This is a genomic window from Bacillus sp. P4_E1 (genome assembly GCF_056401715.1).
The window spans coordinates 134,397-157,858 of record NZ_JBFUIV010000010.1 but is presented as its reverse complement, the minus strand read 5'-3'; the positions used below and the strand labels follow the sequence as shown (position 1 = coordinate 157,858).

General features: G+C 35.3%; 19 protein-coding genes. 14 read left to right on the top strand and 5 right to left on the bottom strand.

Annotation, left to right across the window (positions count from 1 at the left end; translation table 11 throughout):
* Positions 1 to 196: 196 nt before the first annotated feature.
* Positions 197 to 319: a hypothetical protein gene (locus AC1DS7_RS15855; protein ID WP_002029704.1), complete on the top strand. Its 123-nt coding sequence runs from the start codon at positions 197 to 199 to the stop codon at positions 317 to 319.
* A gap of 362 nt (positions 320 to 681) precedes the next feature.
* Here the strand turns inward: AC1DS7_RS15855 and AC1DS7_RS15850 are convergent, their stop codons facing one another.
* Both AC1DS7_RS15850 and fdhD read right to left on the bottom strand, forming a co-directional pair.
* Complete coding sequence (locus AC1DS7_RS15850) at positions 682 to 1,188, bottom strand: GNAT family N-acetyltransferase (RefSeq protein ID WP_002010444.1); 507 nt, start codon at positions 1,186 to 1,188, stop codon at positions 682 to 684.
* A 501-nt stretch (positions 1,189 to 1,689) separates the two neighbouring features.
* Complete coding sequence (gene fdhD, locus AC1DS7_RS15845) at positions 1,690 to 2,496, bottom strand: formate dehydrogenase accessory sulfurtransferase FdhD (protein ID WP_002125147.1); 807 nt, start codon at positions 2,494 to 2,496, stop codon at positions 1,690 to 1,692.
* A 295-nt stretch (positions 2,497 to 2,791) separates the two neighbouring features.
* Between fdhD and fdhF the strand changes: the two genes are divergently transcribed.
* From fdhF to AC1DS7_RS15805, 8 genes are all read left to right on the top strand, one after another.
* Complete coding sequence (fdhF, locus tag AC1DS7_RS15840; protein WP_476999106.1) at positions 2,792 to 5,734, top strand: formate dehydrogenase subunit alpha; 2,943 nt, start codon at positions 2,792 to 2,794, stop codon at positions 5,732 to 5,734.
* Between the two features lie 12 nt (positions 5,735 to 5,746).
* The gene (locus AC1DS7_RS15835) at positions 5,747 to 6,229 is read left to right on the top strand and encodes a helical membrane plugin domain-containing protein (RefSeq protein WP_002140332.1); all 483 of its coding nucleotides are present in this window, start codon (positions 5,747 to 5,749) and stop codon (positions 6,227 to 6,229) included.
* Positions 6,230 to 6,383: 154 nt separating this feature from the next.
* On the top strand, positions 6,384 to 8,255 hold the full coding sequence (locus AC1DS7_RS15830; RefSeq protein ID WP_016101852.1) for a glycerophosphoryl diester phosphodiesterase membrane domain-containing protein: 1,872 nt from the start codon (positions 6,384 to 6,386) through the stop codon (positions 8,253 to 8,255).
* Positions 8,256 to 8,623: 368 nt separating this feature from the next.
* The gene (ald, locus tag AC1DS7_RS15825; protein WP_002010453.1) at positions 8,624 to 9,757 is read left to right on the top strand and encodes an alanine dehydrogenase; all 1,134 of its coding nucleotides are present in this window, start codon (positions 8,624 to 8,626) and stop codon (positions 9,755 to 9,757) included.
* 103 nt (positions 9,758 to 9,860) lie between these two features.
* A complete protein-coding gene (locus AC1DS7_RS15820; RefSeq protein WP_016101851.1) occupies positions 9,861 to 11,276 on the top strand; it encodes an amino acid permease in 1,416 nt (471 codons plus the stop codon).
* Between the two features lie 126 nt (positions 11,277 to 11,402).
* The gene (locus tag AC1DS7_RS15815) at positions 11,403 to 11,963 is read left to right on the top strand and encodes a class I SAM-dependent methyltransferase (RefSeq protein ID WP_016101850.1); all 561 of its coding nucleotides are present in this window, start codon (positions 11,403 to 11,405) and stop codon (positions 11,961 to 11,963) included.
* Between the two features lie 349 nt (positions 11,964 to 12,312).
* Positions 12,313 to 12,690, top strand: coding sequence for an ArsR/SmtB family transcription factor (locus AC1DS7_RS15810; protein WP_002010461.1), 378 nt, complete (start codon positions 12,313 to 12,315; stop codon positions 12,688 to 12,690).
* A 20-nt stretch (positions 12,691 to 12,710) separates the two neighbouring features.
* A complete protein-coding gene (locus tag AC1DS7_RS15805; protein WP_016101849.1) occupies positions 12,711 to 15,065 on the top strand; it encodes a heavy metal translocating P-type ATPase in 2,355 nt (784 codons plus the stop codon).
* Between the two features lie 225 nt (positions 15,066 to 15,290).
* Here the strand turns inward: AC1DS7_RS15805 and AC1DS7_RS15800 are convergent, their stop codons facing one another.
* Complete coding sequence (locus tag AC1DS7_RS15800) at positions 15,291 to 16,754, bottom strand: nicotinate phosphoribosyltransferase (RefSeq protein WP_002169184.1); 1,464 nt, start codon at positions 16,752 to 16,754, stop codon at positions 15,291 to 15,293.
* Positions 16,755 to 16,953: 199 nt separating this feature from the next.
* Between AC1DS7_RS15800 and AC1DS7_RS15795 the strand changes: the two genes are divergently transcribed.
* From AC1DS7_RS15795 to AC1DS7_RS15785, 3 genes are all read left to right on the top strand, one after another.
* The gene (locus AC1DS7_RS15795) at positions 16,954 to 18,225 is read left to right on the top strand and encodes a tetratricopeptide repeat protein (protein WP_016101848.1); all 1,272 of its coding nucleotides are present in this window, start codon (positions 16,954 to 16,956) and stop codon (positions 18,223 to 18,225) included.
* 2 nt (positions 18,226 to 18,227) lie between these two features.
* Positions 18,228 to 18,359, top strand: a complete 132-nt coding sequence (nprX, locus tag AC1DS7_RS15790; RefSeq protein ID WP_016101847.1) for a quorum-signaling peptide NprX — start codon at positions 18,228 to 18,230, stop codon at positions 18,357 to 18,359.
* 168 nt (positions 18,360 to 18,527) lie between these two features.
* The gene (locus AC1DS7_RS15785) at positions 18,528 to 20,228 is read left to right on the top strand and encodes a M4 family metallopeptidase (protein WP_002188261.1); all 1,701 of its coding nucleotides are present in this window, start codon (positions 18,528 to 18,530) and stop codon (positions 20,226 to 20,228) included.
* 63 nt (positions 20,229 to 20,291) lie between these two features.
* On the opposite strand, the gene AC1DS7_RS15780 is transcribed toward AC1DS7_RS15785, so the two are convergent.
* A complete protein-coding gene (locus AC1DS7_RS15780; protein ID WP_016101845.1) occupies positions 20,292 to 20,840 on the bottom strand; it encodes a TVP38/TMEM64 family protein in 549 nt (182 codons plus the stop codon).
* Between the two features lie 399 nt (positions 20,841 to 21,239).
* Between AC1DS7_RS15780 and AC1DS7_RS15775 the strand changes: the two genes are divergently transcribed.
* Together AC1DS7_RS15775 and AC1DS7_RS15770 are read left to right on the top strand one after the other, a co-directional pair.
* Positions 21,240 to 21,758 (top strand): RNase A-like domain-containing lipoprotein, encoded by a 519-nt coding sequence (locus AC1DS7_RS15775; protein WP_002125157.1) that lies wholly within the window; start codon positions 21,240 to 21,242, stop codon positions 21,756 to 21,758.
* 14 nt (positions 21,759 to 21,772) lie between these two features.
* Entirely contained in the window at positions 21,773 to 22,045 is a 273-nt protein-coding gene (locus tag AC1DS7_RS15770) for a hypothetical protein (RefSeq protein WP_016101844.1), read from the top strand.
* Positions 22,046 to 22,099: 54 nt separating this feature from the next.
* Here the strand turns inward: AC1DS7_RS15770 and AC1DS7_RS15765 are convergent, their stop codons facing one another.
* Positions 22,100 to 23,362 carry a VanW family protein gene (locus AC1DS7_RS15765; RefSeq protein ID WP_016101843.1) on the bottom strand — a complete coding sequence of 421 codons (1,263 nt, stop codon included), beginning with the start codon at positions 23,360 to 23,362 and terminating at the stop codon, positions 22,100 to 22,102.
* Positions 23,363 to 23,462: the final 100 nt, after the last annotated feature.

Here is a 23,462-nt window from a genome sequence, read left to right as displayed (position 1 = left end):
CAACTATTTTTTATAATAGAAAACGTAGCGACACAAATACCCTATGTTGCGACATAACGTCATGTCATTTTATTTATAAAATGACAATTCCATTCTATTGTGTATGTGAGATAGAGAGGGTTTTCGTATTCACCTCGCATCGGATAAGAAAAATTTCCTATCTCACACTTTTTTTAATATAAAGGGGATTGTACACATGAGTAAAAAAGTAGAACGTTTACAAAAAGAAAAGCAAGATCGTAATGCGATTGTAATGTGTGTTGCGGTATCTATGCTTATTATGATAAGTTGTGTAAATAAATTTTTCGGGATTTTATAATAGAAAAAAAGCTTATTGCTTCTTAAGAAGCAATAAGCTTTTTTAATGTGTTCTATATAATAAACCAGGGTAGAATTGCCAGTCCAGAAGTTACAATTGCTGTAGCAAATATTAAAAAGATAGCTTGTTTGTTTTGTTTCATGTTACATTCTCCTCTACATATCAATTGCATGCTATACGTTCATTTAATAATTAGCGGGAGACGGATCCTCCTCGCTGAGTGAAGTTTCACTTTATATTTTTAGTATAACGAATGGAAAGGATTGGAACGATCGATAAAGGTGACATGAAGATTACATTGTTGTAATGAAAAAAGCATCTTAATTAATAAGAAGATGCTTTTGAAAAATTATATTAAAATGTTAATTATTTAAGAATAAAACCATATGCTCTTCGTCCCAATATTGGCCATTATGTTTTAAGGACCGTTCTTGCACACCGTAAGTTTGGAAGCCGAGGGACTCATATAATTTTTTTGCAGCAGTGTTATCAGCGACAACATCAAGCATAAGCTGTTCTACATGTAATTTATCGGCATTTTCAATAATCGCTTTAATTAAAGCTCGTCCTGCACCGAGGCCACGCGCTTTTGGAGAAACAAAAACTGAGCCGATTTTTGCCTTATGCTCCTGCTTAATAAATGGCTTTGTTTCTAGAGTAGCAATACCGATTAAATCATTATCTTTGAAGACACCTAGAGTATACTTATCCGGATTGCTTAATCGCTTTGCCATAGCAGCGACAGGGTTTTCCTGTTTAAGAACATCTTCATAAGAAGAGCTAAAAGCCTCAGGGTTTTTCATTAAACCTTCCATACACACTTTCAAATAAATTTCTGCATCCTCTGTTGTTAATAAGCGAATTTCCATAGTTGTAACCTCCTAGATTGATTCAAATTTAATTCATTAACTTTGTAAGATTAAGTTTAGTTAAATGTATTCTGTGACTATTCTTTCTTAATTTGTAAAAGAATGAAAAGATTATGCTACTATGTTTTCATTTTATTTATCCCGCTATTTGTGGGCAGTAAAACTCCTACCTCAAAATTCGGCTGGAGCAAAGAAGTTAGGTGGGAGCCCTGCTGCCCGTAAAAGCCCGATTGGTGAAGGCTAATAATCAGTGGGGGATGAACACCTCCCACTGATTATAGTTTCACTTTATGTAATGAAATTATATATTAACTTTATTAACTATTCAAGGTTTTAATATGTTACATTTTTATAACTAAAATTTCCACTTTGTAAAGGAGTCATTTTTATCCAACTATTCGTGGGAGTCGGATTGCCCGTAAAAGCCCGATTGGTTGGGCTAATAATCAGTGAGGAGGGAAAAACCCTCGACTGATTAAATTTTCACTTTCTTTTACGTATTCAATCGTTTATTTTGTAGCCATCGATTCGTTCCGGATGTGTATAAATATTGCAAGATCCATTTCGAATAAATCCTACTACTGTAATACCTAAATCGTGGGCGAGTTGCAGAGCTAGTTTAGTTGGAGCTGATTTAGATAGAACAATTTCGCAACCTATTTTTGAAACCTTTAACAAAATTTCAGATGAGATGCGTCCGCTAAACGCAATGATTTTCCCTTGAACAGAGATATTGTTTCGTAAACAATGACCGTATATTTTATCTAGCGCATTATGTCTTCCGATATCCATTCTTGATAAAAGAATGTTATTTCGATCACATAAAGCGGTATTATGCACACCACCCGTTTGGCGAAATGTAGTTGAAGATTGTTGTAAGGAAGTCATTAGGTGAAAACATTCTTCCGGAGTAATAGTTATATGTATATCATGTAACTTTTTTGCTTTTGCTGCATCGTTGACGAAAACAAAACCTTGTCTACTTTTCCCGCAACAAGAAGTTACGTACCGTTTATTATATAAAGTTTGATAGAGCGGATTAATTTTTGATGATTTTACATGGACAATTCCGTTTTCTTTTTGGATCCATAATTCTTCAATATCTTTATAAGAAGAAATAATTCCTTCAGAAATTAAAAAACCGGTTACCATATCTTCAATGTAATTAGGAGTGCATACAACTGTTACGTATTCTTCGCTATTTAATTTAATTGTAATGGGAGATTCCGTAACAACCTCATCGGTTTGTTTTGAAAATGTACCAGATTGATAACGTACAATTGTATATGTTTCTTGAATAGGCCCCATATTAAATTCCCCTTTATATGTATTTTTCTCCATATTTATCATAAAACATCGAAAAAACAAAAGCATCTACTAACAAGAAGATGGCAGATTATTTTGGTTATTATTGTATATGTACGATATAATAGATTTGTAGAATAGCGACATTTTCAAGCTTTCGTAGTTATACCTTATAACATCTAGAATCGACTTCCAAAGGAAAGTATTTCAACAGGGCGCTTCAAAAATATGTACAACACAATTATGAAAACGGATTCATAATTGTGTTGTACAGTTAGTTGTAAGGAGAGGGGAAACTATGACAGAACAGACAGCCCGTGTAACCGTTGATGGTAAAGAATTTTTCGTATCAGGTGAAAAGACGATACTCCAATTGTTTAACGAAAGTAATTTAGAACATCCTCAAATTTGTCATGTACCAGAGGTAGATCCTATTCAAACTTGTGATACATGTATTGTAGAAGTGAATGGAAGTTTATTACGTGCCTGTTCGACGAAGTTGGAAGATGGCATGCATATTGAGAGGCAATCGGAACGTGCAAAGGAAGCACAAACTGAAGCGATGGATCGAATATTAGAGAATCATTTATTGTATTGTACAGTATGTGATAACAATAATGGTAACTGTAAAGTCCATAATACAGTACATATGATGGAGATTGAAGAACAGAAATATCCATATGAACCGAAAGTAAGTGCATGCGAAGTGGATACGTCGCATCCATTCTATCGATACGATCCAAATCAATGTATTGCTTGTGGGCAGTGTGTAGAAGTATGCCAAAATTTACAAGTGAATGAAACTTTATCGATTGATTGGAGTTTAGACCGTCCACGTGTTATTTGGGACAATGGTGTGAGTATAAATGACTCGTCTTGTGTTAGCTGTGGGCAATGTGTAACAGTTTGTCCTTGTAATGCATTAATGGAAAAAACGATTCTAGGAGAAGCTGGATTTATGACTGGTTTAAAACCAGATGTGCTAAATCCAATGATTGATTTTGTAAAAGATGTAGAGCCTGGATATAGCAGTATTTTAGCAGTTTCAGAAGTAGAGTCCGCGATGCGTAAGACGAAAATTAATAAGACAAAAACAGTTTGTACATTTTGTGGTGTAGGTTGTTCATTTGAAGTATGGACGAAAGATCGTCAAATTTTAAAAGTGCAACCTGTTTCAGATGCACCGGTTAATGGTATTTCCACATGTGTAAAAGGAAAATTCGGATGGGACTTTGTGAACAGTGAAGAGCGTATTACAAAGCCGCTAATTCGCCAAGGAGATATGTTTGTTGAGGCTTCATGGGAAGAGGCTCTTGAAGTTGTTGCATCTAATATGCAACATATTAAATCAGAGTATGGTAGCGATGCGTTTGGGTTTATTTCTTCTTCGAAAGTAACAAATGAAGAAAACTATCTTATGCAAAAACTAGCTCGTCAAATATATGGAACAAATAATGTAGATAACTGTTCCCGTTATTGCCAATCTCCAGCAACAGACGGTTTATTTAAAACTGTCGGTATGGGCGGAGATGCTGGAACAGTGAAAGATATTGCTGAGGCAGGTCTTGTTATTATTGTTGGGGCAAATCCAACAGAAGGACATCCTGTACTTGCAACTAGAGTGAAGCGTGCTCATAAATTACATGAACAAAAACTAATTGTCGCAGACCTTCGTAAACATGAAATGGCGGAGCGTGCTGATATATTTGTTCACCCGAGTCAAGGGACGGATTATGTATGGCTTGCTGGGATAACGAAATACATTATTGATCAAGATTGGCACGATAAAAAGTTCATAGCCGAAAATGTAAAGAATTTTGATGAATATAGCAAAATGCTAGAAAAATATACGCTTGATTATACTGAGGGAATTACAGGGATTTCTAAAGCTCAGTTAAAAGAAATGGCTCGTATGGTATATGAAGCAGATGGTACTTGTGTACTTTGGGGAATGGGTGTAACTCAAAATACAGGAGGAAGTACAACGTCAGCAGCAATTTCAAATTTACTTCTCGTTACAGGTAACTACCGTCGTCCTGGTGCCGGTGCGTATCCGTTACGCGGGCATAATAACGTACAAGGTGCTTGTGATATGGCAACATTACCGAACTGGCTTCCGGGTTACCAAGCTGTTTCAGATGATGTGCATCGTGCGAAATTTGAAAAAGCATACGGTACTACCATTCCGAAAGAACCGGGATTAAATAATATCGCAATGTTACTTGCGGCCGAAGAAGGAAAACTACGTGGTATGTATGTTATGGGAGAAGAAATGGCTTTAGTAGATTCAAATGCCAACCATGTACAACATATTTTAGCGAATTTAGACTTCCTTATTGTTCAAGATATGTTCTTATCGAAAACAGCTCGTTTCGCCGATGTTATTTTACCAGCAGCACCAAGCTTAGAAAAAGAAGGAACGTTTACGAATACAGAGCGCCGTATTCAAAGATTATACGAAGTATTGAAACCGCTTGGTGATTCAAAACCAGATTGGTGGATTTTACAAAAAGTAGCTCGTGCACTGGGCGGAGACTGGAATTATGGAAGTCCAAGTGAAATTATGGACGAAATTGCATCGCTTGCACCGTTATACTCTCAAGCGACGTACGACCGTCTAGAAGGCTGGAATAGTTTATGTTGGGGTAGCCATGATGGTAGTGATACACCATTATTATATGTAGATGGATTTAACTTCCCAGACAAACTAGCACGTTTATCACTAGATGAATGGGTTCCGCCAGTTATAGCACCAGATGAGTATGATTTACTATTAAATAATGGCCGTATGCTAGAGCATTTCCATGAAGGGAATATGACGAATAAGTCGGCTGGTATTTTATCTAAAGTGTCTGAAGTATTTGTTGAAATTTCACCTGAACTTGCTAAAGAACGCAATGTGAAAGATGGTGGTCTTGTAGAGTTAGCATCACCGTTTGGAAAAATCAAAGTACAAGCGCTTGTTACAGATCGTGTAACTGGAAATGAGTTGTATTTGCCGATGCATGCGACAGTAAATGAAGAGGCAATCAATATTTTAACAGGAACAGCAACAGACATTTATACGTGTACACCAGCTTATAAACAAACAATGGTGAAACTGCGCGTATTACGTGAAAAAGGAAATCGTCCGTTACCATCTTCAAACCCGAGAGATAAAAAACGTCATCCGCAAAATGGTGTTGAAATCGAGCGAAAGTGGCAAAGAAAACAATACGTATCACTTGTGGACCAGAATTAGGGGGCGGAGATAATGGCAAAAGAGATTACTTTAATTAAAAAGAAGATTGTAACAGAAGAAGAAAAAAAACAGCAAGTAACAGATGAGTTGTTAAATGATCTAGCTGAGAATAGAGAAGCAGTAGAAGAGACGATGCAGCTATTAGCGCAGTTGCAAAAAGCAGGAATTTTAGATGCAGCAATTAGTTTACTTGCTGCAAAAGAAGATGTTTCCAAAATAGCTGTTGAACAATTGAATCGTGAACCAGTAAAAAACGCATTAAACAATATGATGGGGGCAGGAGAGGCATTATCTTCAGTGGACCCAGAAATAACGAAACAAATAACATCTAGTTTAGTCACTGGATTACAATTTGCAACAGAGGAATTAAATAGTGGTAAAAAAACAAAAGTGATGGATTTCTTTAAAGTGTTAAAAGATCCAGATATCAATAGAGCAATTACATTCGGTTTTAGCTTCTTGAAAGCATTTGGTCAAGGGTTAGAGAAAAAATAGAGTAAATGAAAAAGTGATGGCAAGTAGCCATCACTTTTTCATTGTATGTATAAGAGTGTTCATGTTAAGCGGAATATATTATTATTAAAAAGATGGGTTGGAAATGGAAATATGGAATCCATCTCAAATATCGTTTTAGAATGTGGAGGAATATATGCAACACCGTAAAAGACTATCTATACCAGGGGTAATGGGACATTCCTTTCAAACAGTTAGATTTGCTTTTTGGAATGTATTAACCTTTCAACTTGCTTATAAATTATTAGCAGCGATTGTATTTGTCCCGCTATTTGGGATCATTTTTAATAAGTTATTGTATTTTGGTGGTTATGCAAATGCGACGAATGATGAATTATTAGCGTTTTTAAAGACACCATACGGCATTTTGGCAATCGTAATTTTATCATTGTTAGCACTGTTTCTTATCTTTACGGAATTTGCGGTGCTTATTATCATTTCGTACTTCGCTCATAAAAGACAAAAGGTGAAATTACGTCCGATTTTATATAAAACCGTAACGTATTTACCTACTCTTTTCACATATTGCTTACCAGGATTTATTTTATATGCTGTCGTATTGTTACCTCTTTTAAATCTTGGATATGAAACGGCATTAATTCCGCAAATTCAAATTCCTAACTTTATTACAGGAGAACTGTTTAAGACAACGATGGGACAAGTTGGTTATTACACGTTCTTTGCTGTAGTTGCGTATTTGAACCTTCGCTGGATTTTTGTTCTACCTATTGTTGTTTTAGAGCAAAAGCCGTTTCGCACAGCAGCACGTAAAAGTGCAACGTTAGTAAAAGAAAGTTTTTTTAAAGTACTATTCTTTTTAGTAGGATTTTTTATTTCAATAGGGATTGTGTACGGTGTATTTTTGGGAATGTATTTATTGTGTCTATGGGGCATGTATGAATTTACAAATCCACAGGGAACATTTGCATTATTAGCAGAATCAACAATGTCTGTATTTTTAACGAGTACATTGTATTTATTTAGTTTTATCGTGACGCCATTTTATGTTATGGCAATAACACGATTGTATTTACAAAAGGTTCCGGTTGAAGATGTTTTATTAGAAGAAGGATTAGATTATTCGAAAACAAAAGCAGATAAATGTTTCTTCCAAAAACATCGTTGGAAATTTATTGGTGTATATATTGTAGGAATTATTACTGCCGGAATGGTCGTTGCCTTCATTGTAACGTTTATTTCAAATTCATATAAAGAACCAATTATTATGGCTCATCGTGGTTATATTTCAAAAGGTGTAGAGAATACGAAAGAAGCTCTGCAGGGGGCTATTGATGCCAAAGCAGACTACGCTGAAATTGATGTACTGCAAACAAAAGACGGTGAACTAGCAGTTATACATGATTTGAAGCTAAAACGTCTTGCGAATGCTAATGTTCACGTGTCAGATTTAACGATGGAGGAGTTAAGAGAGCTTACCCTTAGTCAAGATGGGTTTTCAGGACAAATAAGTACACTTGATGAGATCATTAAGCTGGCAAAAGGAAAAATCAAACTTAATATTGAAGTGAAGCTCCATGGTGGCGAAAAAGATTTCGTAAACAAAGTATTAAAAGCGATTAAAGATAATGAATTTGAGAAGCAATGTGTCATTCAAACGTTACACTATCCGCTTATTAAAGAGTTTAAACGTGCAAATCCAAATATAAAAGTAGGATACATACTGTATGCGAGTAGAGCTAACTTAAAGAATGTGAAGGCTGATTTTTATGTAGCAGAAGAATACATGTTAAATAAGAAATTAGTAAAAGAAGCAAGGAAGCTAAACAAGCCAATTTACGTATGGACAGTAAATGATATGGAAAGTTTAAAGGCATATTATAAGTTAAACGTGGATGGTATCATTACCGATTATCCTGAAGACGCACGTGAAACAATTAAGATGTTAAAAGAGCAAGAAGATCGTGAAAGTGATATGTTTGATAAAATTACCGAGACGACAGAAGATCTATTTTCAAAGTTATTTATGATCTATCCAGCTGCTGGCTAAATGCCAGTAGCTGTTTTTTTGTGAAAAGAATATATTTCTAAAGTATTGAACAAAGTAATAAGTGTATATGTATACGTCATTACTTAGTTTTTTACATTGTTACATTATTGTCAAATAATAAATAATTACTATGCATTTTGAATGGATATAATAGAAATAGAGTAATAGATGATGGAGTGGTACGGAGAACCCAATAAAATCAATGTTTTATATATTTACACTATTCTAAATATATAAACTTTTAAAAAATAGTATGTTAGCGTTTTCATAACTTTTAAGTTATGCTAGAATAAGGACATAAGTTATTAATTATTTAAAAAAGAAAAAAGAATTCCTTTTTTCTGTTAATTATAAGGGGGCATTTCATTATGCGTATTGGGGTACCAGCAGAAATTAAAAACAACGAAAACCGTGTGGCAATGACACCAGCAGGTGTTGTACATTTAGTTCGTAACAATCACGAAGTATTCATTCAAAAGGATGCAGGTGTAGGATCTGGTTTCACAGATGCTCAGTATGTTGAAGCGGGAGCAAAAATTGTTGATACAGCTGAAGAAGCTTGGAACATGGAAATGGTTATGAAAGTTAAGGAACCAGTTGAAAGCGAATACAAACACTTCAGCGAAGGTTTAATCTTATTCACATACTTACACTTAGCTCCAGAACCAGAATTAACAAAAGCGTTAATCGAGAAGAAAGTTGTTGCTATCGCATATGAAACAGTACAATTAGAAAACCGTTCATTACCATTACTTGCACCTATGAGTGAAGTAGCTGGTCGTATGGCTGCACAAATCGGTGCGCAATTCCTTGAGAAAAACAAAGGCGGTAAAGGTATCTTACTTGCAGGTGTTCCAGGAGTTAAACGTGGTAAAGTAACAATTATCGGTGGTGGACAAGCTGGTACAAATGCTGCTAAAATTGCAGTTGGACTAGGTGCGGATGTAACAATCATCGACTTAAGTGCAGAACGTCTTCGTCAATTAGATGACATTTTCGGAAACCAAGTAAAAACTTTAATGTCTAATCCTTACAATATTGCAGAAGCTGTAAAAGAATCTGATCTTGTAATCGGTGCAGTATTAATCCCAGGTGCAAAGGCTCCAAAACTTGTAACAGAAGAAATGATTAAATCAATGGAACAAGGTTCTGTTGTTGTAGATATCGCGATTGACCAAGGTGGTATTTTCGAAACAACTGACCGTATTACAACTCATGATAACCCAACTTATGAAAAACACGGCGTTGTTCACTATGCAGTTGCAAACATGCCAGGTGCGGTTCCACGTACATCAACTCTTGCATTAACAAACGTAACAGTACCATATGCAGTACAAATTGCTAACAAAGGCTACAAAGAAGCTTGCCTAGGCAACACTGCATTATTAAAAGGTATTAATACATTAGAAGGCTATGTAACATTCGAAGCAGTTGCAGAAGCTCACGGTGTAGAGTACAAGGGTGCTAAAGAATTATTAGAAGCAGAAACAGTATCTTGCTAATAGAAGCATTATACAAAACAAAATCGAACAATATATAAAACAACATGATAAGAGCTAAGAGATAATACCTCTTAGCTCTTCTTGGTAAAAGGGGGCATTCATCGTGGCCAACCTATTTAAAAAGAAATCCGTTACGCAATTGTTAGGGGAAAGTAAAAGTAAAACTTTGACGAAAACGCTAGGGGCATTTGACCTAACAATGCTAGGGATTGGTGCGATAATTGGTACAGGAGTTCTAGTATTAACTGGATTAGTAGCAGCAAGAGATGCTGGTCCAGCAGTTATTTTTTCATTTATGATTGCAGCAATTGTTTGTGGATTTGCAGCTTTATGTTATGCAGAGGTTGCATCTGCACTTCCTGTTTCAGGTAGTGTGTACACATATTCATATGCAACAATTGGTGAGTTTATTGCCCATTTAATGGGATGGACATTGCTATCCGTATATGTCGTAACGACTGCCGCAGTAGCTGGTGGATGGACAGGTTATTTCAATAATTTAGTGAGTGGATTGGGACTTGAAATTCCAAAAGCGTTGTTAACGATTCCATCGCAAGGTGGTATGGTGAACTTACCCGCAGTTATCGTTACGTTGGTGATAACTTGGTTATTATCACGAGGTACAAAAGAAAGTAAGCGTGTGAATAACATAATGGTATTAATTAAAATTGGTATTGTTGTTTTATTCATTGCAGTTGGTGTATTCTACGTGAAACCAGAAAACTGGATACCATTTGCACCGTACGGCTTAAGTGGAGTCTTTGCCGGAGGAGCAGCAGTATTCTTCGCTTTCTTAGGATTTGATGCATTAGCAACTTCTGCTGAAGAAGTGAAAAATCCACAACGTGATTTGCCGATTGGTATTATTGCTTCATTAGTCATTTGTACAATCATTTATGTTGTAGTTTGTCTCGTTATGACAGGTATGGTTTCTTATAAGGAATTAGATGTACCTGAAGCGATGGCCTATGTATTAGAAGTTGTAGGACAAGATAAAGTGGCTGGTGTAATCGCTATTGGAGCTGTAATTGGTATTATGGCTGTAATTTTCGCATACATCTACGCTACGACACGTGTATTCTTCGCTATGAGCCGTGACGGTTTATTGCCAAAATCTTTTGCGAAAATTAACAAGAAGACAGAAGCACCAACATTTTCAGTTTGGTTAACAGGAATTGGTAGTGCTTTAATTGCCGGATTTATCGATTTAAAAGAATTGTCGAATTTAGCGAATATTGGAGCGTTATTAACATTTGCGATGGTTGGTGTAACTGTCATCATTCTTCGTAAAACGCACCCGAAATTACAACGTGGATTTATGGTACCACTTGTACCAATCTTACCGATTATTTCAGTTGCAAGCTGTCTATTCTTAATGGTAAATCTACCGTTAAAAACATGGATATACTTCGGTGTTTGGTTAGCAATCGGAGTGGTTGTATACTTTGTTTATTCGAAAAAACATAGTCATTTAAAAGACGATGGAAGTTCGCAAGATAGTTTAGAAAAAGCTAATTAAAGGGATATAAAGTTAGTAAGCCTTGTGCGTCTAGGGAGCGCGCAAGGCTTTTTCTTTTGGGGAAATAAAGGAGACCAATGTTATGTTGTCGAATTTTTATGTCGGAATATAAGAAGGGGTGGAAAGATGGAGACGAAAGTTGTCGTTGGAGCAGAGGGATATAATAATAATCCAGGTTGGTTACATACAAATGAGGATGAATTAAATTTATTAAAAAGAGAAACGTGGCTTAATAAATTTCAGCCTAATTCTTTATCGGTAATTTTAGCTGAACATGTATGGGAGCATTTGTCGTATGAAGAAGGTATAGAAGCAGCTAAAATATGCTTTGAGTTTTTACAAGATGATGGTTATATTCGTTGTGCAGTGCCGGATGCATTTTTCCCCAATGAAGAATATCAGCGTGGTGTGCAAGTGGGAGGACCTGGCCCGTTAGATCATCCAGCTGCAAGTCATAAAATTGTACATAACTACAAAACGATTATATCTATGTTTGAAGCAGTAGGTTTTCAAGTAAAGCTTTTAGAATACTGTGATGAGAATGGCCAGTTTCATTATAGTGATTGGGAAGAGAACGGTGGATTTATTTATCGATCGAAACGTTTTGATCATAGAAATCAAGATGGTAAATTAGGATTTGCTTCGTTAATTGTGGATGCAGTAAAAGTTAATAAAGTGAAACTTTAATCAGTGGGGGCTTCATCCCCCACTGATTATTAGCCCTCACCAATCGGGCTTTTACGGGCAGTTAATCTCCCACCTAACTTCTTTGTTCCAGCTGCATTTTGAGGTGGGAGTCTTACTGCCCGTTAATGCGGGATAAATAAGAAGGGATGCACGGTAGTTTTCGTGCATCCTTTTTGTATGAAGGGCATGATAGATGCGGAGAATATTTATATATTTATTTTGAAATATAAACGAAATGTTTTAAAAAATGTATGAGAATTCATTGACACATATGAATGGACGCTCATATAATAAAGATATAAGACATATGAATAGTTGTTCATATGTTCAAATAAAGAGGTGAGCTGTGATGGCTGAAAATAAAGTAGAAACGCAACAGGAAGCATGTTCTCAAACGGTAATTCACGAGGAAATCGTGGATCAAGTAAAACAAACAATTCCGACTGATGAAAGTTTAAGTAAAGTAGCAGAATTATTTAAAGTATTAGGTGACCGTACACGTACGAGAATATTACATGCATTATTTGAAGCTGAAATGTGTGTTTGTGATTTAGCTTATTTATTAGGAATGACGCAATCTTCAATCTCACATCAGCTTCGTGTATTAAAGCAAGCGAAGCTTGTAAAGAACCGTAAAGAAGGAAAGGTAGTTTATTACTCATTAGCTGATCAACACGTAATTCATATCTTCGAGCAAGCGTTTGAACACGTAAACGAGGAAGAATAAAAAAGCGAGGAGGGAGAACGATGGCAGAAGCATTAGTGAAAAAGAAACTTATGCTAGAAGGTTTAGATTGTGCAAATTGTGCAATGAAAATTGAAAAAGGTGTTGGGAATATAGAAGGGGTAACATCTTGTTCCGTAAACTTTGCAACAAAAACGATGCTTTTAGAAACACCGCAAAATAAAGAAAATCAAGTTGTTACGGAAGCGAAGCAACTTGTTACAAAATTAGAGCCACATATTAAAGTGCAAGAAGAGCAAAAAACAAAATCAGTAAAAGAAGTATTTGTATTAGAAGGCTTAGACTGTGCAAATTGTGCAATGAAGATTGAAAATAAGGTAAAGGAAATGCCAACAATTTCAGAAGCGACTGTTGATTTCGTATCAAAGAAATTACGAGTAGAAGTTGCAAATAAACGAGAACTTGAATCGACTGTACAAAATATAAAAAATGTTGTTCAAAAGTTAGAGCCTGATGTAAAAATTGTTCGTGAAGAGGAAAAAGGACACGACCATGATCATGGTGATGGAAATGTGAAAAAGATGATAGGAAGATTAGTAGTCGGTGGAATTTTGACAGGAATTGCTGCATTAGCCGGATTACCGCAAATGATAACAATTCCATTATTCGTCCTTGCTTATTTATTAATAGGTGGAGATATCGTTTGGAGAGCGGTAAGAAACATAACTCGCGGCCAAGTGTTCGATGAAAACTTTTTAATGGCAATTGCAACTTTAGGAGCTTTCGCGATTCAACAATATCCAGAAGCGGTAGCAGTTATGCTATTTTACCAAGTAGGGGAACTGTTCCAAAGTATTGCAGTAAATCGTTCTCGAAAATCAATTACGTCATTAATGGATATTCGTCCTGACTATGCGAATGTGAAAGTTGGAAACGAAACGAAACAAGTATCACCAGAAGATGTGCAAATTGGTGAGTATATTATCGTAAAACCAGGTGAAAAAGTACCGTTAGACGGGAAAGTAGTTGAGGGAACATCAATGATGGATACTTCAGCGTTAACAGGTGAGTCTGTACCGAGGGAAGTAGAAGTTGGTAATGACGTATTAAGTGGTTTTGTAAACCAAAATGGTGTATTAATTGTCGAAGTTACAAAAGAGTTCGGTGAATCCACGGTATCGAAAATTTTAGACTTAGTACAAAATGCAAGTAGCAAAAAAGCGCCAACAGAAAACTTTATTACAAAGTTTGCACGTTATTATACTCCTGTTGTAGTTATAACAGCAGCAATAATGGCATTTATTCCACCACTTATTTTAGAGGGTGCTACATTCTCCGATTGGATTTATAGAGCTTTAGTGTTCTTAGTAATCTCTTGTCCATGTGCGCTCGTTGTATCGATTCCTCTTGGATTCTTTGGCGGTATTGGTGGGGCATCTAAAAGTGGTATTTTAGTAAAAGGAAGTAACTATTTAGAAGCATTGAATGATGTGAAATATATCGTTTTTGATAAAACAGGAACATTAACAAAAGGTGTCTTTAAAGTTACGAAGATGGAGCCTAGTGAAGGTATCACAGCTGAAGAGCTATTAGAATATGCAGCATTTGCAGAAGTATATTCAAATCATCCGATTGCACAATCTATTCGAAATGCATATGGAAAATCAATCGATGAAAATGCTATTGAAGACTATAGTGAAATTTCTGGTCATGGTACGGTTGTAAAAGTACAAGGAAAAGAAATTTTTGCAGGTAATGCTAAATTAATGAGCAAAGAAAACATTACATTTAAGCAACCAAATACAGTAGGTACACTAGTTCATGTTGCTGTAGATGGTAAATATGCAGGGTATATTGTTATCTCTGATGAGGTAAAAGAGGATTCAAAACAAGCAATTCAAAAGTTAAAAGAACTAGGTATTAAGAAGACAGTCATGTTAACTGGTGATGCAAAATCAGTCGGGGAAGCTGTTGGTAAAGAATTAGGTTTAGATGAAGTTCATGCCGAATTATTACCACACCAAAAAGTAGAAGAAATCGAAAAAATTGATGCAGCAAAACGCGGTAAAGAAAAGATTGCATTCGTCGGTGATGGTATTAATGATACGCCAGTACTAGCAAGGGCAGACGTTGGTATTGCGATGGGCGGCTTAGGGTCAGATGCAGCAATTGAAGCTGCTGACATCGTTATTATGACTGATGAGCCTTCAAAAATTGTGACAGCAGTAAAAATTGCAAAACGTACACGTAGCATCGTATGGCAAAATATTATATTTGCATTAGGGGTAAAAGGGTTAGTGTTATTACTCGGCGCCTTTGGTATTGCAACAATGTGGGAAGCAGTCTTCTCAGATGTTGGTGTGACGTTACTTGCAGTATTAAATGCAATGCGTGTACTACGAGTAAAAGATTTATAAAAAAGAGGACGCAATTGCGTCCTCTTTTTTATTGGTTATTTTGTTGAAATTGACTCAAGAAAATAATATCAAATATTATTTTGTTTTTTAAATAATTTAATATATAAATTTACAAAAATATAATATTCTTCTTATTATTTTAATATATTTTTTACAAATATCCATATAGTATTGAAAAGTGGAGAAGTGGGGGAGGGACAAAACCCCACTGATTAAAGCTTCACTTTATTTTTGTATATTTTTTTCAACCTGTTCTCGAACAGTTTGAATATAATTCATTTTATGATCCCAACATTCTTGGCTTAAATCGACAGGGTACTCTTCAGGGTTTAAAGTTCGCATATACTCTTCCCAAAATAGTGAGAGGCTGCGTTCATTATACTTTTGAATATCTAATATATTAGGTAATTCATACGCTCTTTTACCGTTAATGAAAATATCTTGATGTAGTTCGCGTGCTTCAAAGCTTGTTACGAATTTACTTATATATGTATGAACTGGATGAAACATTTTTAAACGCTCTTCTTTTCCGGGTTCTTCTGACTCTAAAGCAATATAATCGCCCTCTGCATGATCGTTAACACGGTTAATAATACGATAAACTCGTTTAAGTCCTGGGGTTGTAATTTTTTCAGGATTAGATGAAATCTTAATCGTATCATTTAATTTTCCGTCAGTATCTTCAATAGCGACTAGTTTATAAACAGCCCCTAATGCTGGCTGCTCAAAGGATGTAATCAGCTTTGTACCAACACCCCATACATCAATTTTTGCCCCTTGAGATTTCAAGTGCATAATCGTATATTCATCTAAATCGCTAGAAGCGATAATTTTTGTGTTTGTAAATCCAGCTGCATCAAGTTGTTTTCTGGCCTCCTTTGATAAATATGCCATATCACCACTATCAAGGCGAATGCCATAAAAATCGATACGATCCCCGAACTCTTTTGCAACACGAATCGCATTTGGAACACCAGATTTTAATGTGTCGTATGTATCGACAAGAAATACACATTTTTTATGTGTTTCAGCATATTTTTTAAATGCAACATATTCATCGCGATATGCTTGAACGAAAGAATGGGCATGTGTGCCAGCTACAGGGATGCCAAATCGTTTCCCTGCGCGAACGTTACTTGTAGATGAAAAACCACCAATAAAGGCAGCTCGTGTTCCCCAAAGGGCAGCATCAAACTCATGAGCGCGTCTTGTACCGAACTCTAAAAGCTCATCATTATTTGCAGCGTGCTTCATACGTGCAGCTTTTGTAGCAATTAATGTTTGGTAATTTACAATATTTAAGAGGGCGGTTTCAATTATTTGTGCCTCGCCAAGCGGTGCATCAACACGTAATAATGGTTCGTTATTAAAAACAACTTCGCCTTCTTGCATACTACGAATCGTGCCAGTAAATTTCATGTTTTGTAAATAATGAAGGAAGTCTTCTTCAAATTGCAGCTCTGCTAAATAAGCGATGTCACTTTCGGTAAAGCTGAAATTTTCTATGTACTCTACAATTTTTTCAAGACCAGCAAAAACAGCATAGCCGTTTTCGAATGGAAGCTTTCGAAAGTATAGATCAAAAACAGAACGGCGAGTATGAATACCATCTTTCCAATATGTATAAGCCATGTTGATTTGATATAAATCTGTATGTAAGGCGTAACTATCGTCTTTATAATGATTCATTGCGAAAACACCTCCGTAATTTGGTTATAGTATACCAATTTTTCCCCTTTCGTAGCAAAGAAGTAATAGGGGATTGAAGTCAAGAGAGAAAAAAATGAAATAATGCATATTTTTTAGAAAATTTACATTTATCAATTTATATTTCTCTAGATTTTATGTATTATTAGAGTAGTGGGGGTAATGAGAATGGAGGAGGACAATGCAACAAACATTAGAAAAAATAGGCAAGCAAGTTTTTTATAAACGGCTACAGCAAAAAATGACACAAGAAGAATTATGTCAGGGCATTTGTTCTGTCTCATACTTAAGTAAGATCGAAAATGGAAAGATTGAAGCATCAGAAGAAATTCTACAATTGCTCTGCACAAGACTAGAAATTGCTGTGACGGATTTGAGAGATGTAGAAGAAGATGTGAAAGTGAAGTTGGACGAGTGGTTGAATGCATTAGTTCATTTGGACAAGCAACAAGTAGAGCGCATATACGAAGAGTTGCAAGGTGAAATGAAGCATGTGTTGGATTTTGAAATTATAAATTATTATAAACTGCTGTATACACGTTATTTAATTATGAAAAGGGATATATCTGCAATTGAAGAAGAATTAGAGAGATTAAAGAAAGTCTACAAAAAGTATTCTCCATTTCAGAAGTTATTATATACGTACAGTAGAGGGTTATTGTGCTGTTTGCAGTATAGATGGAAGGATGGACTAGACCACTTATTAAAAACAGAAGTAATGGCCAAGGAACAAGGGTATCATGAAACGGGTATGTACTATAATATAGCGCTTGCATATACTCATTTAGATATTCATCACCTTGCAATTCATTTTGTGAATATAGCATTAGAAGGATTTCGTAGTGAATATAAGTTTAGAAATATAATTAATTGCCAGATACTTATTGCAGTAAGTTACACAGAAAAAGGTCAGTATGAAGAGGCCTTAAGAATGTATGAGAGTATATTGAGGGAGGCCACATCTTTTGCGGATAAGGATGTACTTTTAGCTATTACTTTAAGCAATATGGGAAGTATATATTATAAAAAAAGCAAATATCAGCAGGCGAAGAAATATTATTTGGATAGTCTGCAACTTCAAAAACAAGTAGATTTAAACTATCTAGATACAATATATGAACTGGCATTAGTATGCATTAAATTAGAAGAATTAGAAGAGGCAAAGGAATGGATTGATAAGGGAATTGTTGCAGCAAAACAAGAAGAGAGATTTAATGCAAAGTTATATTTGCTTTTAATTCTTAGATATAAACATTTTGAAGAAGCAAAAGATTATAAAGTATTTTTGGAAAATGAGGCTATTCCTTTGTATAAATCTGCGGGAAATAAAATAGAATTAAAGAAAGTATACGTTGAACTCGCAGAACATTTCGCTAGTTTATCGAGATTTGAGGAAAGTAATCGATATTATAGGTTAGTTATTGATTTGATGAATGATAATAAGGAGGAGTGAAAATGAAAAAGATGGTATTTGGAGTATTGGCGTTTATAGTAACTCTTACAGTTGTTGGAGGAATACATCAGTATAGTAGTAAACCTGATATCGTTGGTCAACAAGCTAAAACGGTTCAACAAATTAATTCATAACCAAAAAACCCCTTTCCAAACGGAAAGGGGTTTCTCAATATTTGCTCCCGAAAATTCTACAAAACTTGAGAAAACAATTATTTGAATTTTTAGTATATTAATAGTGGAAACATAATGATAATATGAAACTACTCTTTTTCAAAAATTTTTTATTAGGGGGAATGTTAGATGAAAAAGAAGAGTTTAGCGTTAGTGTTAGCGGCAGGAATGGCAGTTACTACGTTCGGAGGGACAGGCTCTGCATTTGCGGATTCTAAAAATGTACTCTCTACGAAGAAGTACAATGAGACGGTACAGTCACCTGAGTTTATTTCTGGTGATCTAACTGGAGCGACTGGTAAGAAAGCGGAATCTGTGGTGTTTGATTACTTAAACGCAGCAAAAGGTGATTATAAGCTAGGGGAAAAGAGTGCACAAGATTCTTTCAAAGTGAAACAAGTGAAAAAAGATGCTGTAACTGATTCAACAGTAGTACGTATGCAACAAGTTTACGAGGGAGTACCTGTATGGGGGTCTACTCAAGTAGCTCACGTAAGTAAAGATGGTTCTTTAAAAGTATTGTCTGGAACAGTTGCTCCTGATTTAGACAAGAAGGAAAAGTTAAAAAACAAAAATAAGATTGAAGGCGCAAAAGCAATTGAAATTGCGCAACAAGATTTAGGAGTAACACCTAAATACGAAGTGGATCCAAAAGCGGATTTATATGTATATCAAAATGGTGAAGAAACGACATATGCATACGTTGTGAATTTAAACTTCTTAGAGCCAAATCCAGGAAACTATTACTATTTCATTGAAGCGGAAAGCGGTAAAGTGTTAAATAAATATAATAAACTTGATCATGTAACGAATGATGATAAGTCACCAGTTAAGCAAGATGCTCCTAAACAGGAAGCGAAAGCGGTTGTAAAGCCTGTAACAGGGACGAATAAAGTTGGAACTGGTAAAGGTGTATTAGGAGATACGAAATCGCTTAATACAACGTTATCTGGATCATCTTACTATTTACAAGATAATACGCGCGGAGCAACAATTTTCACATATGATGCGAAAAATCGCTCAACATTACCAGGAACATTATGGGCAGATGCAGATAATGTTTTCAATGCAGCGTATGATGCAGCGGCAGTAGATGCTCATTACTATGCAGGTAAAACATATGATTACTATAAAGCTACATTTAACAGAAACTCTATTAATGATGCAGGAGCACCATTAAAATCAACAGTTCATTACGGAAGTAAGTATAATAATGCATTCTGGAACGGCTCACAAATGGTATACGGAGATGGTGATGGTGTAACATTCACTTCATTATCTGGTGGCATTGATGTAATTGGCCATGAATTAACACATGCTGTTACGGAAAATAGCTCGGATTTAATTTATCAAAATGAATCAGGAGCGTTAAATGAAGCAATTTCTGATATTTTTGGTACTTTAGTAGAATTCTATGATAACCGTAACCCAGATTGGGAGATTGGTGAAGATATTTATACACCTGGTAAGGCGGGAGATGCACTTCGTTCTATGAGTGATCCAGCGAAATATGGTGACCCAGACCATTATTCTAAGCGTTACACTGGTTCAAGTGATAACGGTGGCGTTCATACAAACAGTGGTATTATTAACAAACAAGCTTATTTATTAGCAAATGGTGGTACGCATTCTGGTGTAACTGTAACTGGTATCGGTAAAGATAAATTAGGTGCGATTTACTACCGTGCAAATACACAGTATTTCACGCAATCTACTACATTTAGTCAAGCACGTGCTGGTGCAGTACAAGCTGCAGCTGATTTATATGGTGCTAGCTCTGCAGAAGTAGCAGCAGTTAAGCAATCATTTAGTGCTGTTGGTGTAAACTAAGGCTTTAAGGGATAGTTATTAATAAAATACCTCAAAAATAAAGAAGGAGCATAGGCTCCTTCTTTATTTTTTTCTCCATTTTTTCCACAAATAAAATAATCCAACACAACCTGCGATTGTAATAATCCATTTCGCTTCATTTGTTCCGTTAATGACATGATATGCAGAATATACTTCAATCAATAAAGCCGGTATTTTCCCTATTGTGCTGGCAATACTGAAAGAGAGTAATGACATTTTGCCTAGAGCTGCAAATAAAGTAACGATACTTGATGGGATGAAAGGTATGAATCGAAACGATAGAACGAGTAGAAAGGCCTCTCTACCTTCTACATAAAGTAGGCGTTCTACCATTGGATACTTATTTACTTTGTTGTGAGTGAATTTCTGAAGGCCTATACGATAAATATAAAACGAGATAATAGCCCCTAATGCCTCACCTGCAATCGAAATAATGGTTCCGTTTGTTACACCGAAGAGTTGTATATTAATAGCGGTCAAAAAAATACTAGGGATAAAACCTAAAAGACTGATGATGATGTTAATTAATATACTAAGTGGAATTGCGATTGAATAATAGTCTGTTAAGAAGTTTTGAATTGTTTCAGCCATTGTTTAAAATCCTTTATCTTTTTTTGCATTACACCATATTTCTATTGTGTAGGCAAGTGCAAATTTACATAATGTAGGAAACTGTTGATAGAAAGGGATTTGTATACCTTATATAGGTATTGGGTATATGAAAGTAGGGGTATATTTAGTTTGTTTAAAAAACACTCCATAAATCCTGTATTTAAAGGGTTTGTGGAGTATTTCGATTGGTGTTTTCATCTGGGAAATAATTATAAAAACATGGGGGTATATTTTAAAAAGGGCGAAAAATAGTGATTTGATGAAAGGGGGGTGGAAAATATAGCAAAATGAATGAGGATTTCAAAACTGTATACATTTTTTCTTTGTGAAATTGACTTTTAGTGGAGTTACGATAATAATCATGGAAGAGGTGATACGATGAAACGATTAAGTAGTCTTTTCTTGAGTAGTTTATTGGCACTAATGCTGATTTTAAGTGGATGTGCAGGAAAAGAACAAAAAACAGAAAAACCAAAAGAGGATCATTCTACATCAGTAGAAAAAATTAGTGATAATATTTTAGATGAAATGGAAGGGCCACCTAAAAATGGTCATACGATTGAAAGGCATGTAGGCAAATCAGAAGAGGATTTGAAGAATCGTTTGAAGACAGATAAAGTTTCAGCGGCAAGTACATACTATGATAAGGAAACAGCGACAAAGGCTGTGAAAGATAGTTTAAAACAACATGATAAAGAAATTCAGGATTGGTTGAAAAACTCTAAAGAGGCTCGTCTTGTATTGAATACAACTCATTCATTCCCAGTTGGAAAAACAGTAATAAAGAAAAATATGAATGTAAAAGACAAACTAGTAAAGACTGTTACTGTTTTAGCGAGAGATAAATCAGGAAATCTAGGATTTAAGATTATTACTTCTTATCCATCAGATAAATAAAGGGGGGAGTATATATGTATCCAACATTACAATACTTTCTTAAATCGTACTGTACGTTAAGTATTCATGAGGATGAAATAGTAAGCGTGATGGAAGAGTTTATAGAGCAAGAGGACGAAGAGATTGTTTTGAAATTACGCGATGAATTAGTAAATATGAAGAAAAAGAACGCGTGGGAAGAAGCGTGCGTATTAGCTGCGAAGCAAGGCAATCGTGTGTGGTCTTTAGAAGAAACGAAAGATCATCTGGGGATTTTTTTACTATTATTGCAAAAGAAAAAGGCGTGAGTAGATCACGCCTTTTTGTATACGCTTTTTGAAATTTGTCCGTTTGATATTATCTCATTGTTTTGGGGCACTTTTATATACGCTTTTTGAAATTTGTCCATTTGAGAGTACTTCACCGTTTTGTGTTACTTTTTTATACGTAACCGCTGTTATTTTATCACCAGTATTACTAATTACTTGAGAAGAAACTTCAACATTTTTACCAGTATTTGTACCGAAAATACGTGTAGTAATACTACCGCCATTTGAAAATGCTTGAATGTAAATATGCTTACCTGTATTGTTTTTAAATTTTAAATCCGGACCATAATCTGCCACTGCTGCATCCTGCCCAAGTGGTAAATAATTTACGGGCATAGAATGATTGCTTCGAGAAACAATTCCTAAATCTGCCCTTAAAGCTGCGCTGTATAAAGTACTACTTACTTGGCAAACGCCTCCGCCTGCACTTTGTATAACTTTACCTTGTGAATATACTGCTGCGGATTTATAACCATGTGCAGCATCAGTTACGCCAACACGGCCATTAAAACTAAACGTTTCATCAGGTGCTACAATAACTCCACTTAACGTATTAGCTGACTTATTTACGTTATAGGATTGATTTCCATTACGGCCAGCCATTGGGGTAGAGTATTCAGCAATCACTTCTTTAATCCCCATTTGTTGTATATCTTCTGTAGAACGTTCAGGTTTTATTAGTGTAACTGGTAATACAACATCGGGTGTGCCAGAAGTAATAGCTGCGCTTGTTAAATCGGTTAATTTTCCTTTATCAATTTTTTCTCCATTTTGACTTTGGCTAATATTTACTGTAGAGCCTTCAACACTTAATTCGGCGTTGACAGGATTCTTTAATGTTTCATTATATTTATCCTTTATAAAGGTTTCATAAGTTGTTGTATTTAATTGTGGTGTTAATTTATAGTCACGTTTTACTTCACCGTTTTCAGCTTGCTTACGCATGTTGTAACGATTCATTACGTTCCCTTCTTGTTCTTTAAAGATATTGTCGACAATATCCTTCTCTTTATAATCTACTCCTAAATTTTTCCATGTGTAATTTTGCTTATCATTTTGGAATACGTAGTTAAGAGATTTTTGATTTAATTCATTCATCTTTTGATTAACAAGGGCTTGAATATCTGCTTTATTTTTTCCATCAAGAGAAATACCTTCAAATGTAGTGTTTGGTAGTGCAGTTGTATTTAGTTGATTATTTAATTTGGATACATATTGATATCCACCAATACCACCAACACAAAGTAATATGCCACCAGCAATAGCGGAACCGATCAGTATTTTGCTTAGCTTCATTTATTTCCCCCCAGAAAAATTTGTATAAATATATGTATTACATTTTTTGTATAAAAATGATGAAAATAACATTATGTACGTCCTAGTATACTATTATTTT

Coding starts and splice junctions, on each gene's coding strand:
- AC1DS7_RS15770 (WP_016101844.1), top strand. CDS start 21,773: ATGTATCCAACATTACAATACTTTCTTAAATCGTACTGTACGTTAAGT.
- nprX (WP_016101847.1), top strand. CDS start 18,228: ATGAAAAAGATGGTATTTGGAGTATTGGCGTTTATAGTAACTCTTACA.
- AC1DS7_RS15805 (WP_016101849.1), top strand. CDS start 12,711: ATGGCAGAAGCATTAGTGAAAAAGAAACTTATGCTAGAAGGTTTAGAT.
- AC1DS7_RS15835 (WP_002140332.1), top strand. CDS start 5,747: ATGGCAAAAGAGATTACTTTAATTAAAAAGAAGATTGTAACAGAAGAA.
- AC1DS7_RS15765 (WP_016101843.1), bottom strand. CDS start 23,362: ATGAAGCTAAGCAAAATACTGATCGGTTCCGCTATTGCTGGTGGCATA.
- ald (WP_002010453.1), top strand. CDS start 8,624: ATGCGTATTGGGGTACCAGCAGAAATTAAAAACAACGAAAACCGTGTG.
- AC1DS7_RS15795 (WP_016101848.1), top strand. CDS start 16,954: ATGCAACAAACATTAGAAAAAATAGGCAAGCAAGTTTTTTATAAACGG.
- AC1DS7_RS15810 (WP_002010461.1), top strand. CDS start 12,313: ATGGCTGAAAATAAAGTAGAAACGCAACAGGAAGCATGTTCTCAAACG.
- AC1DS7_RS15830 (WP_016101852.1), top strand. CDS start 6,384: ATGCAACACCGTAAAAGACTATCTATACCAGGGGTAATGGGACATTCC.
- AC1DS7_RS15785 (WP_002188261.1), top strand. CDS start 18,528: ATGAAAAAGAAGAGTTTAGCGTTAGTGTTAGCGGCAGGAATGGCAGTT.
- AC1DS7_RS15855 (WP_002029704.1), top strand. CDS start 197: ATGAGTAAAAAAGTAGAACGTTTACAAAAAGAAAAGCAAGATCGTAAT.
- AC1DS7_RS15800 (WP_002169184.1), bottom strand. CDS start 16,754: ATGAATCATTATAAAGACGATAGTTACGCCTTACATACAGATTTATAT.
- AC1DS7_RS15780 (WP_016101845.1), bottom strand. CDS start 20,840: ATGGCTGAAACAATTCAAAACTTCTTAACAGACTATTATTCAATCGCA.
- fdhF (WP_476999106.1), top strand. CDS start 2,792: ATGACAGAACAGACAGCCCGTGTAACCGTTGATGGTAAAGAATTTTTC.
- AC1DS7_RS15815 (WP_016101850.1), top strand. CDS start 11,403: ATGGAGACGAAAGTTGTCGTTGGAGCAGAGGGATATAATAATAATCCA.
- AC1DS7_RS15850 (WP_002010444.1), bottom strand. CDS start 1,188: ATGGAAATTCGCTTATTAACAACAGAGGATGCAGAAATTTATTTGAAA.
- fdhD (WP_002125147.1), bottom strand. CDS start 2,496: ATGGGGCCTATTCAAGAAACATATACAATTGTACGTTATCAATCTGGT.
- AC1DS7_RS15775 (WP_002125157.1), top strand. CDS start 21,240: ATGAAACGATTAAGTAGTCTTTTCTTGAGTAGTTTATTGGCACTAATG.